Origin of the sequence: Actinorugispora endophytica, from assembly GCF_004363075.1 — a bacterium.
Lineage (GTDB): Bacteria > Actinomycetota > Actinomycetes > Streptosporangiales > Streptosporangiaceae > Actinorugispora > Actinorugispora endophytica.
In genome coordinates this window covers 45,738-56,606 of record NZ_SNYN01000019.1, presented here as the reverse complement: position 1 = coordinate 56,606, position 10,869 = coordinate 45,738, and the positions used below count along the sequence as shown (strand labels likewise).

Below are 10,869 nucleotides of genomic sequence, written 5' to 3'. Positions count from 1 at the left end.
GTCTCACTCCCCGCCCTGTTCCGGCCCCGGAACCGCGCGTCCCGCTCACCCGGCGTCGGGACTCCGCCTCCCGTCCCCGCCCGGACCAGCGTCCGGACGGGCATGGGACCGCCCACGTCCGCCTCCCGCACGCACCGGGACGGCGCGGTCCGGCCGAAACCCCGCCCCGTGGAGGCCCGGAACGGGCCGCGCGGCCGTGGAGACCACCGGGCGGAAAACACGCCCTTGTCCTCTTCCCGGTTCGCGCCTGTCCCACACTCGGTCCACAATTACGACCATGGCCCCTACGACGTCTCCGCCCACTGAGGAACCCGCTGAGAAGATCATCGACATCGACGTCTCCGAGGAAATGCGCGGCAGCTTCCTGGAGTACGCCTACTCGGTCATCTACCAGCGCGCCCTTCCCGACGCCCGCGACGGCATGAAGCCCGTCCAGCGGCGCATCCTCTACCAGATGAACGAGATGGGGCTGCGCCCCGACCGCGCCCACGTCAAGTGCGCCCGCGTGGTCGGCGAGGTGATGGGAAAGCTGCACCCGCACGGCGACAGCGCGATCTACGACGCGCTCGTCCGCCTGAGCCAGCCCTTCTCGATGCGCGTACGGCTGGTGGACGGGCACGGCAACTTCGGCTCCCTCGGCGGGGACGACGCCCCCGCGGCCATGCGGTACACCGAGGCGCGCCTCGACCGCGCGGCCGAACTGCTGGTGGCCTCCATCGACGAGAACGTGGTGGACTTCCGGCCGAACTACGACGGCCAGGAGACCGAGCCCGAGGTGCTCCCGGCCGCCTTCCCGAACCTGCTGGTCAACGGCGCGTCCGGGATCGCGGTGGGCATGGCCACCAACATGGCCCCGCACAACCTCGGCGAGGTCATCGGGGCCGCGCGGCACCTGATCGCACACCCCGAGGCCACCCTCGAAGAGCTCATGGAGTTCGTCCCGGGCCCCGACCTGCCCACCGGCGGCACCATCAACGGCCTCGACGGCATCCGGGACGCCTACACCAAGGGCCGCGGCACCTTCCGCACCCGCGCCACCGTGGCCATCGAGAAGATCACGCCGCGGCGCACCGGCCTCATCGTCACCGAACTGCCCTACAACGTCGGCCCGGAGAAGGTCGTCAGCCGGATCAAGGAACTGGTCCAGGCCAAGAAGATCCAGGGCATCTCCGACCTGAAGGACCTCACCGACCGCAACCAGGGCCTGCGGCTGGTGATCGAGCTCAAGAACGGCTTCAACCCCGAGGCCGTGCTGGAGGACCTCTACCGGCTCACGCCGATGGAGGAGACCTTCGGCATCAACAACGTCGCGCTGGTGGACGGCCAGCCGCAGACCCTGGGGCTGCGCGAGCTGCTGTCGGTGTACGTCAGGCACCGCCTCGACGTGGTGCGCCGCCGCTGCGAGCACCGCCGCGCCAAGCGCGAGGAGCGCCTGCACCTGGTGGCGGGCCTGCTCGTCGCGCTGGTCAGCATCGACGAGGTCATCGCGCTCATCCGCGACTCCGAGGACACCGCCGACGCCCGCCAGCGGCTCATGGCCGCCTACGAGCTGTCGGACACCCAGGCGCGCTACATCCTCGACACTCCGCTGCGCCGCCTCACCAAGTACGACAAGCTCGAACTGGAGACCGAGCGCGACAAGCTGGACTCCGAGGTCGCCGAGCTCACCGCGATCCTGGAGTCCGACACGCGGCTGCGCAGGCTCGTCTCCAAGGAGCTGGCCGCGGTGGCCAAGGAGTTCGCCACCCCGCGCCGCACCGTGCTCAGGGAGAGCTCCGGCCTCACCCGCAGCGCGGCGGTCCCCCTGGAGGTCGGCGACGACCCCTGCCACGTGCTGCTGAGCACCAGCGGACTGCTGGGCCGCACCCCCGGGGCGAAGCTGCCCCCGATGTTCGAGGGCCTGCGCACCAGGCACGACGCCATGGCCGACAACGTGCGGGCCACCGTGCGCGGCGACATCGCGCTGGTCACCGACCTGGGCCGGCTGATCAAGGTGCCGGTGCTGGAGCTGCCCGAACTCCCCGCCGCGGCGGGCGACGCCCCGGCGATGGCCTCGGGGCTGCCGGTCGCCGAGTTCGTCGAACTCGACGGCGACGAGCGGGTGGTCGCGCTGGCCTCGCTCGGCAGCGACGGCCCGGGCCTGGTCGTGGGCACCCGCCAGGGCGTCGTCAAGCGGGTCGGCGGGGACTACCCGCAGAACAAGGACGACTTCGAGGTGATCAACCTCAAGGACGGCGACCGCCTCGTCGGCGCCACCCAGCTCGTCACCGGCGAGGAGGACCTGGTCTTCATCACCTCCGACGCGCAGCTGCTGCGCTTCCCCGCCTCCTCGGTACGCCCCCAGGGCCGCCCCGCCGGGGGCGTGACCGGGGTGCGCCTGACCGACGGCGCGCACGCGCTCTGGTTCGGCGCCGCCACCTCCCCCGACGACTCGATGGTCGTGACGATCGCGGGCAGCAGCACCGCGCTGCCCGGGACCCAGGCCGGAACGGCCAAGACGACCCCCCTCTCGGCGTTCCCCGCGAAGGGCCGCGCCACCGGCGGGGTCCGCTGCCAGCGCTTCCTCAAGGGCGAGGACGTGCTGCTGTTCGGCTGGATCGGCCGGGCCCCCGCGCGGGCGTTCCGCGCCGACGGCGGGCCCGTCCGGCTGCCCGACCCCGAACCGCGCCGGGACGGCTCGGGCGAGGTCCTGCTCCGCCCCGTCGTCTCGGTCGGAACCGGACAGTCGGATACTGGTGCGGTAGCCGCTTCGCTCTCGGGGGGATGATTCCGGGAGAAAGCCCGGGCAGGCCGTGCGGTCGCACCGTCGGGACCGCACGGCCTCGCCGTGTCCGAGAACGCTTCACCGTCTTTGGAGGGACCCTGTGAGCACCGCCTTCGATGATCTCCTCGCCGCGAACGAGGACTACGTCCGTGAGTTCCGCCTCGCCGGACTGGCTCCGATCGCCGCACGCGGCCTCGCGGTGGTCACCTGCATGGACTCGCGCATCGAGCCCCTGGACATGCTGGGCCTCAAGCCCGGCGACGCCAAGATCCTGCGCAACGCGGGCGCCCGCGTCACCGACGACACCCTGCGCACCCTGGTGCTGGCGGTGTACCTGCTCGGCGTGGACCGGGTCATGGTGCTTCCGCACACCAAGTGCAGGATGGCGTCGGTGTCCAGCGACAACGAGGTGCACGAAATCATCGCCGAGGAGTACGGCGTGGACACCCGCAGCCTGGAGTTCCACACCAACAACGACCAGGTCGGCGCGCTCCGGCACGACCTGGAGCGGATCCGGCACCACCCGCTGCTGCCCGCGGACCTGCCGGTGATCGGAGCGGTCTACGACGTGGACACGGGAAGGATCAGCCTCGTCGAGGAGTGACCCCGCGAGGTGTGCCGGGCGTTCCCCCCGGGGGGGGGGAATGCCCTGGTCCGTACCACTGTTGTGATCCCTGACGAAGGGAGCGCGAATGGCGGAGACCATCTACGACACCTACGCGCGCGGCAGACGCTTCTTCGACCTGGGCGACCCGATCGGCGCGGCCCGGCTGCTGGCACCCCTGTCCGAGGCGGAGCCCCGGAACCGGACCGTCCTCGAACTGCTGGGGCGGTCCTACTACCACTCGGCCCAGCTCGCCAAGGCCGAGCAGGTCTTCCGCCGGCTCATCGAACTCGACCCCTGCGACGCGTGGGCGCACATCGCGCTCGCCCGTTCGCTGGAGCGGCAGAACCGCGATTCCGAGGCCGCTCCGCACCGCAGGATGCACGGAGTCATGTCGGGCGGTTCGCTGGACTGACCGCCGGCGCCCTTCGCGCCGGCGCACGCGGGCCGCGCCCCTGTTCCGAGGGGCGCGGCCCGCCGCGTATACGCTGCTGGCCATGACGCCGCCCCGAGAGCCCGACTGGGTCGACCGCTCCTGCTCCACCACGCGATCGTGGGTGGACGAGGCCATCCGCAGAGTGGCCGCGGACGCCAACCGCAGCGCCGACACGCACCTGCACGTGTTCCCGCTCCCCGAGGAGTGGGGCGTCGACCTCTACCTGAAGGACGAGTCGGTGCACCCCACCGGCAGCCTCAAGCACCGGTTGGCGCGGTCCCTGTTCCTGTACGCCCTGGCCAACGGGTGGGTCACCGAGCACACCACGGTGGTCGAGGCCAGTTCGGGGTCCACCGCGGTGTCCGAGGCGTACTTCGCCCGGTTGATCGGGGTCGACTTCATCACCGTGGTGCCGCGCGGGACCAGCCCCGAGAAGGTCGCGCTGATCGAGCGGTACGGCGGGCGCTGCCACTTCGTCGACGTCCCGGCCGAGATGTACACCGAGGCCGAGCGGCTGGCCGCGGAGACCGGCGGCCACTACATGGACCAGTTCACCTACGCCGAACGGGCCACCGACTGGCGCGGCAACAACAACATCGCCGAGTCGGTCTTCGAGCAGCTGAGCCTGGAGCGCCACCCGGTCCCCGAGTGGATCGTGATGAGCGCGGGCACCGGCGGCACGTCGGCGACCATCGGCCGCTACCTGCGCTACCGCCGCCATCCCACGCGCCTGGCCGTGGTCGACCCCGAGAACTCCGCCTTCTTCCCCGGCTGGGTCACCGGCGCGTCCGACTACGCGACCGGGATGCCCTCGCGCATCGAGGGCATCGGCCGCCCCCGCATGGAGCCCAGCTTCGTGCCGTCGGTGATCGACCTGATGATCCCGGTCCCCGACGCCGCCGGCATCGCGGCCATGCGCCACCTCAACGACACGACCGGCCGGTGCGCGGGCGGCTCCACCGGGACCAACCTGTGGGGGGTGTGGCAGCTCATCGCCAGAATGCTGGAGGAGGGGCGCGAGGGCAGCGTCGTCACCCTCATCTGCGACGGCGGCGAGCGCTACCGGCACAGCTACTACAACGACGCCTGGGTGCGGGCCCAGGGCATGGACCTGGAGCCCTACACCGCGACCCTGGAGCGCTTCCTGGCCACGGGGGACTGGGTCCCCCCGCCCCCGTGACGCGGCGGGGCGGGGGGCCGGAAGGGCTCAGGAACCGCTGCCCAGGAGCTCCACCAGCCGGTCGGCCACGATGGGCGCGCTGTAGTAGTCGATCCGGAACGACTCCGGACCCAGCGTGAAGATCCGGTCCTCCTCGCCCGCGGGCAGGGAGGACAGCACCGGCACCTCGTCGAGGTAGTCGGCGGCCTCCTCGCCCCTGGTGTTGACGAAGAGCAGCGTGCTGTCGCCGAACTCCTCGGCGTCCTCCAGGGAGACCTGCGCGATGTCGGAGCGCCCCTCCTGGGCCCTGGCCACCGACCCGTCCATCTCGTGCGTGGTGAGGCCGAGGTCGTCCGCGAACCTGCCCTGCGCCGACACCGGGGAGAAGACGTTGAAGTTCTCCCCCGCGAGCGTCAGGATCACCACGTCGTGGTCGGCGTCCAGCTTCTTCGCCGTCTCCTCGGTCAGCGCGTCGTACTCCTGGAGGATCTCGGCGGCGCGGTCCTCCCGTCCCAGGGCCGCGCCCATCTCCTCGGTGACGTCCTGCCACGCGCTGTCGGAGCTGTCGTAGACGACGGTGGGGGCGATCTCGGAGAGCTGCGCGTAGACGGCCTCGTCCACGGCCGCGGCGCCGAAGCCGCTGCCCACGATGACGTCCGGGGCGGCGTTGGCCACGGCCTCGACGTTGATCTCGGGTCCGGGAAGGGCCTCCACACCGCGCTCGTCGGCCGTCCCGGCCCATTGGCCGAAGAAGCCCTTGTCGTCGGTGAGCTCGGACCGGCCGGTCGTGAACGACGCCACGACGGGCGCGTCCAGGCTGAGCAGGGGGGCGGTGGCGGTGACGCTGACGGACACGACCCGCTGGGGGTCGGTGGGGATGTCGGTCTCACCGTAGACGTGGGTGACCGTGCGCGTGCCGTCGTCCCCGTCGGACGCGGCCTCGACGTCCTGCCCGGTCGCGCAACCGGACAGCAGCAGGGTCGACGCGATTCCGGTGAGCAGGGCGGCTCGTCCCGCACGGAAGGAAATTACTTGCTTCATTGCAAATATATTTAGGCATGCCTAGCCTTATGTCAATGTCGTCCAACGTGAACCGGAACCTCATGACCGTCCCGCCCCAGGTCCCCCGCCCCGAACGCCCTCCCCGGGTGGCGAGCCCCGCCGTGGAACGGCTGCGCCACTCCCTCAAAACTGGCCTGACCAGCCTCGACACCTTCTGGAAGGAGATCGGCGAGCAGGGCCTCCCCCTCGTCGAGGACTGCGGCGACCCCGCTCTGCGCGTGGTCACCTTCCTGTGGCGGGGCGGCGACGAACTCGCCGATGTGATCCTCGTCGCCAACAAGATCGCCGACCCGCACTCCTACGAGCAGAACCGCATGGAGCGCCTCCCCGGCACCGACGTGTGGCACATGAGCTACCGGATGGGCTCGGACTGGCGCGCCTCCTACGCCGTGGCCCCGCTGCCCGCCGACGGGTCTCCCCCCACGGCGGCCCCCGACGTGATGGTCGAGGTGCGGCGCTCCCGGGCGCTGGCGGCGGCCGCCCCCGCCGACCGCGACGCGGTCGCCCGCTGGTTCGACGCGCTGCGCCACGCCCGCCCCGACCCGATGGGCCGGGAACGCCTGGACGAGCGGTGGTCGGTGGCCTCGCTCCCCGACGCCCCGCCCCAGCCCTGGCTGGCCCCCCGGCCCGGGACCCCCGCCGGAACCGTGCGCGAGTACCCCCTCACCAGCGCGGTGCTCGGCAACACCCGCCCCGTCTGGGTCCACGAACCCGCGGAGCGCCCCGCCGGCGGCGCCCCCTGGCCCGTGCTGGTCCTGCTCGACGGCGACGACTGGCACGCCCTGCCGGTGGCTCCCCTGCTGGACCGGATGACCGCGGCCGGCGCGCTCCCGCCGACGCTGTGCGTGATGGTCCCGGCCCTGGACTTCGCCACCCGGACGCGCGAACTCGCCTGCGACGACTCCTTCACCGCCTTCCTCACCGACGAGCTGCTGCCCTGGCTCGGCGGGGAGTACGCGATCACCGGCGACCCCGACCGCACCGTCATCGCGGGGCAGAGCCTGGGCGGCCTCACCGCGCTGTACGCGGCGCACCGCGCGCCGGGACGCTTCGGCCGCGTCCTCGCCCAGTCGGGGTCGTTCTGGTGGCCCAACCCCGTGGGCGCCGGCGGAGAGACCGAGCGGCTGGCCGGTCTGCTGGCCGACTCCGGCGCCCTTCCCTCGCGCGTCCACCTGAGCGTCGGCCTGCACGAGTGGACGCTCCTGGAGCCCAGCCGCAGGATCCGCGACGTCCTGCTGCGGCGCGGCGTCGACCTGGACTACGTCGAGTTCAACGGCGGACACGACCGGGCGTGCTGGCGGGCCGGGCTGCCCGGGGCGCTGCTCTCCCTCACCCGCGACCGGCCCCGCGGCCTTCAGGCCCGGCCGTGATCGCGGACTCCGGTTCGCGGTCCTCACAGAGGCTCTGGCGCCGGCCGTGACGCCGGCGTTCCGAAATCGAGGTTTTCGGAACACTGATGTCACGATCATCGACAGAGGTGCGGCGGCGGGTGCCCCCGGCCCTGAGCGTCGCCGATTCGCAAGCCGATCCAGGGAAGGAGGCGGGCGTCCTCCTCCCCGTCCTGACGGACGGGGACTCCGCGCCCGACGACCTGATGACGAACGACACCCCTCCCCCTCCGCAGCTGGGACGGGTCGCGGGGGAGGCCCTGCTGCGCGTCGCGCAGCGGCTCACCGCGCTCCTGGCCGACCTCGCCGCGCAGCAGTCGCTCACCCCCCTCCAGGCGCGGCTGCTGAGAGCCCTGAGGGACCGGCCCTCGCAGGGCGAGCTCGCCCGGCAGCTGGCCTGCGACCCGTCGCGGATCTCGGTCCTGACCGGTGAGCTGGAGGAGAGCGGCCTGGTCCGCAGGACACCCTCGCGCAGCGACAGGCGCGTCCGCCTGACCCGCCTGACCGAGGCCGGCGAGCGAGCCGTCTCGGCCATCGGGGCGGGGCTCGCGGAGCGGTCCCCGCTGGACCTCCGCCTGAGCCCCGAGGAGCTCACCGTCCTCGTCCGCCTCCTGGACAAGCTGGAAGCGGACGACCGGGAGCACTGAGAACGGCGGCCCCGCGGCCCACCGCCCCCGGAGGGGGCGGAACCGCGGGACCGCCGGGGCGGATCCGGCTCAGGCGTCGATCCGCGCCAGGTCCAGTTCCTGGGCGCCCCGCGCGATGAACGCGCGGCGCGGCGCCACCTCGTTGCCCATCAGCAGGTCGAACACCGAGGCGGCCTCCTCGGCGTGCTCGACGCGGATACGGCGCAGCGTGCGGTGGCGCGGGTCCATGGTGGTCTCGGCCAGCTGGTCGGCGTCCATCTCGCCCAGGCCCTTGTAGCGCTGGACGGGCTCCTTCCAGCTGACGCCCTTCTTCTCCAGTTCGAGCAGCTTGCGGTGCAGCTCGGCGTCGGAGTACGTGTACACGTAGCGGTCCTCGGGCTTGGCGCCGCGCTTCTTGCGCACGTTGGTCAGCTCGATGCGGTGCAGCGGCGGCACCGCGGCGAAGACGCGGCCGGCCTCCAGCATGGGGCGCATGTAGCGGTAGAACAGCGTCAGCAGCAGGCAGCGGATGTGCGCGCCGTCCACGTCGGCGTCGGCCATCAGGATGACCCTGCCGTAGCGGGCGGCGTCCAGGTCGAAGGTCCGGCCCGACCCGGCGCCGATGACCTGCAGGATCGCTGCGCACTCGGCGTTCTTGAGCATGTCCGCCACCGAGGACTTCTGCACGTTGAGGATCTTGCCGCGGATGGGCAGCAGCGCCTGGAACTCCGAGTCCCGGGCGAGCTTGGCGGTGCCCAGCGCCGAGTCCCCCTCGACGATGAACAGCTCGCTGCGCTCCAGGCCCTCGCTGCGGCAGTCCACCAGCTTGGCGGGCAGCGCCGAGCTCTCCAGGGCGTTCTTGCGGCGCTGGGTCTCGCGCTGCTGGCGCGCCGCCAGGCGGGCCTTCGCCGCGTTGGCGATCTTCTCCAGGATCGTGCGGGCCTGCTGCTTCTCGGCCCTCTTGGTCGTGGTCAGGAAGGTGCGCAGCTCCTTGCCCACGACCTGGGAGACGATCCGGCTGGCCGCGGAGGTGCCGAGGATCTCCTTGGTCTGGCCCTCGAACTGCGGCTCGGGCAGGCGTACCGTGACCACCGCGGTGAGGCCCTCGAGGACGTCCTCCTTGACCACCGGGTCGTCGCTGGCCCTGAGCAGCTTGGTGGTGCGCAGCTGGTCGTTGACGACGCGGACCAGCGCCCGCTCGAAGCCCGCCATGTGCGTGCCGCCCTTGGGGGTGGCGATCACGTTCACGAAGGAGCGCACGGTGGTGTCGTAACCGGTTCCCCAGCGCAGCGCGACGTCCACCTCGAGGCGCCGTTCCACGTTGGTGGGGGTCATGTGGCCCTGGTCGTCCAGGACCGGGACGGTCTCGGTGAACTGGCCGCTGCCCTCGATCCGCAGCACCTCGCTCAACCCCTGGTCGGGGGCGAGGTAGGTGCAGAACTCGCCGATGCCGCCGTCGAAGCGGAACTCCTCCTCGTAGACCTCCCCGCCCTCGACGCGCTCGTCGCGCACCGAGATCGTCAGGCCCGGGATGAGGAAGGTGGTCTGGCGCGCGCGGTCCAGCAGCGCCTCGCGGGTGATGTCGGCTTCCTTGAGGAAGATCTGCCGGTCCGCCCAGAAGCGGACCCTGGTCCCGGTCACCTTCTTGGCCACCCTCCGGGTCTGCTCCAGGCCCGTGCCGGGGGAGAACCCGGCGTCGGGGCCCGCGCCGTCGAAGGAGCCGGGGATGCCGCGCCGGAAGCTGAGCGCGTGGGTGTGCCCCTGCCGGTCCACCTCGACGTCCAGGCGGGCCGAGAGGGCGTTCACCACGGAGGCGCCCACGCCGTGCAGGCCGCCCGAGGCGGTGTAGGAGCCCGAGCCGAACTTGCCTCCGGCGTGCAGCTTGGTCATGACCAGCTCGACACCGCTCAGCCCGGACTTGGGCTCGATGTCCACCGGGATGCCGCGCCCGTTGTCGCGGACCTCCACCGACCCGTCCGCGTGCAGGACCACGTCGATGCGGGTGCAGTAGCCACCAAGGGCCTCGTCGACGGAGTTGTCGATGATCTCCCACATGCAGTGGGTGAGGCCTCGGCTGTCGGTGGACCCGATGTACATACCCGGCCGCTTGCGGACCGCCTCGAGGCCTTCCAGGACCGAAAGGTGCCGAGCTGAATAGTCCTCGGGGTCGTGGACGGCGGCTGTGAGGGCGGTCACGTGGACTCTCCTGCGATCTGGGGTTTCGAGCGCACACGGCCGTGCGGGGGCACGGGCGGGCTGGGCGGTCATGGTCGAGCGCGTGGGCCGGAAGCGGTGACGCGCGCTCGGTTTGGGGTGCGATAGCACAGTAGTTCGGTTTGCAGGGTATCCGCAGTTGCCCCGGGCCGCATTCCGGACCGCTGGGATAACGGGACGTGTCGCAGGGTAGAACCCGGGTCAGACAACCGAACAGAGCAGAGAGGTAGGTCACAAACCAGGCCGATTCCGCTGTCGGCGTACAGAAGAGCTGGTCGGGAAGCTCTTCGTCCGGTTAGATGTTGTCCTGAGTGACTAACGCCGAGTATTGAGGAAGGCGAAGTGACTGGAACTCTTGCCCCCACCAGGCCGCTGACGGCTGCTGACCGTTGTGACCGTTGCGGCGCCCAGGCGTACGTCCGAGTGGCTCTCAGCTCCGGTGGCGAGCTGCTGTTCTGCGCTCACCACATGCGCCAGCACGGCGATTCCGTTCGCAAGATCGCCGTGGAGATCCACGACGAGACCGACCGGCTCCACGCGGAGAAGGCGGACACGAGCGAGCGTTAGCCCTCTCCAGGAAGACGTCCGACGGCGGCCCCACCCCAGGGGCCGCCGT

9 protein-coding genes are annotated in these 10,869 nt (G+C 71.5%); 7 read left to right on the top strand and 2 right to left on the bottom strand.

Going from position 1 to position 10,869, the window contains the following annotated elements; translation table 11 throughout:
- The first annotated feature begins 277 nt into the window (after positions 1 to 277).
- From EV190_RS18145 to EV190_RS18130, 4 genes are all read left to right on the top strand, one after another.
- Positions 278 to 2,767, top strand: coding sequence for a DNA gyrase/topoisomerase IV subunit A (locus tag EV190_RS18145; protein WP_133742784.1), 2,490 nt, complete (start codon positions 278 to 280; stop codon positions 2,765 to 2,767).
- A gap of 97 nt (positions 2,768 to 2,864) precedes the next feature.
- Positions 2,865 to 3,368 (top strand): beta-class carbonic anhydrase, encoded by a 504-nt coding sequence (locus tag EV190_RS18140; RefSeq protein ID WP_208113225.1) that lies wholly within the window; start codon positions 2,865 to 2,867, stop codon positions 3,366 to 3,368.
- Positions 3,369 to 3,456: 88 nt separating this feature from the next.
- Positions 3,457 to 3,783: a tetratricopeptide repeat protein gene (locus EV190_RS18135; protein WP_133742783.1), complete on the top strand. Its 327-nt coding sequence runs from the start codon at positions 3,457 to 3,459 to the stop codon at positions 3,781 to 3,783.
- An 82-nt stretch (positions 3,784 to 3,865) separates the two neighbouring features.
- Positions 3,866 to 4,984: a PLP-dependent cysteine synthase family protein gene (locus tag EV190_RS18130; RefSeq protein ID WP_133742782.1), complete on the top strand. Its 1,119-nt coding sequence runs from the start codon at positions 3,866 to 3,868 to the stop codon at positions 4,982 to 4,984.
- 27 nt (positions 4,985 to 5,011) lie between these two features.
- Here the strand turns inward: EV190_RS18130 and fepB are convergent, their stop codons facing one another.
- Entirely contained in the window at positions 5,012 to 6,004 is a 993-nt protein-coding gene (fepB, locus tag EV190_RS18125) for a Fe2+-enterobactin ABC transporter substrate-binding protein (RefSeq protein ID WP_133742781.1), read from the bottom strand.
- A 35-nt stretch (positions 6,005 to 6,039) separates the two neighbouring features.
- Between fepB and fes the strand changes: the two genes are divergently transcribed.
- Both fes and EV190_RS18115 read left to right on the top strand, forming a co-directional pair.
- The gene (gene fes, locus EV190_RS18120; protein WP_133742780.1) at positions 6,040 to 7,395 is read left to right on the top strand and encodes an enterochelin esterase; all 1,356 of its coding nucleotides are present in this window, start codon (positions 6,040 to 6,042) and stop codon (positions 7,393 to 7,395) included.
- Positions 7,396 to 7,481: 86 nt separating this feature from the next.
- A complete protein-coding gene (locus EV190_RS18115; RefSeq protein WP_243742654.1) occupies positions 7,482 to 8,060 on the top strand; it encodes a MarR family winged helix-turn-helix transcriptional regulator in 579 nt (192 codons plus the stop codon).
- 69 nt (positions 8,061 to 8,129) lie between these two features.
- Here the strand turns inward: EV190_RS18115 and EV190_RS18110 are convergent, their stop codons facing one another.
- Entirely contained in the window at positions 8,130 to 10,235 is a 2,106-nt protein-coding gene (locus EV190_RS18110; protein WP_133742779.1) for a DNA gyrase/topoisomerase IV subunit B, read from the bottom strand.
- Positions 10,236 to 10,595: 360 nt separating this feature from the next.
- Here EV190_RS18110 and EV190_RS18105 point away from each other — a divergent pair, with 360 nt between their 5' ends.
- Positions 10,596 to 10,820, top strand: coding sequence for a DUF7455 domain-containing protein (locus EV190_RS18105; protein ID WP_133742778.1), 225 nt, complete (start codon positions 10,596 to 10,598; stop codon positions 10,818 to 10,820).
- The last annotated feature ends 49 nt before the right edge of the window (positions 10,821 to 10,869 follow it).

Coding starts and splice junctions, on each gene's coding strand:
- EV190_RS18145 (WP_133742784.1), top strand. CDS start 278: ATGGCCCCTACGACGTCTCCGCCCACTGAGGAACCCGCTGAGAAGATC.
- EV190_RS18135 (WP_133742783.1), top strand. CDS start 3,457: ATGGCGGAGACCATCTACGACACCTACGCGCGCGGCAGACGCTTCTTC.
- EV190_RS18130 (WP_133742782.1), top strand. CDS start 3,866: ATGACGCCGCCCCGAGAGCCCGACTGGGTCGACCGCTCCTGCTCCACC.
- fepB (WP_133742781.1), bottom strand. CDS start 6,004: ATGAAGCAAGTAATTTCCTTCCGTGCGGGACGAGCCGCCCTGCTCACC.
- fes (WP_133742780.1), top strand. CDS start 6,040: ATGTCGTCCAACGTGAACCGGAACCTCATGACCGTCCCGCCCCAGGTC.
- EV190_RS18115 (WP_243742654.1), top strand. CDS start 7,482: ATGTCACGATCATCGACAGAGGTGCGGCGGCGGGTGCCCCCGGCCCTG.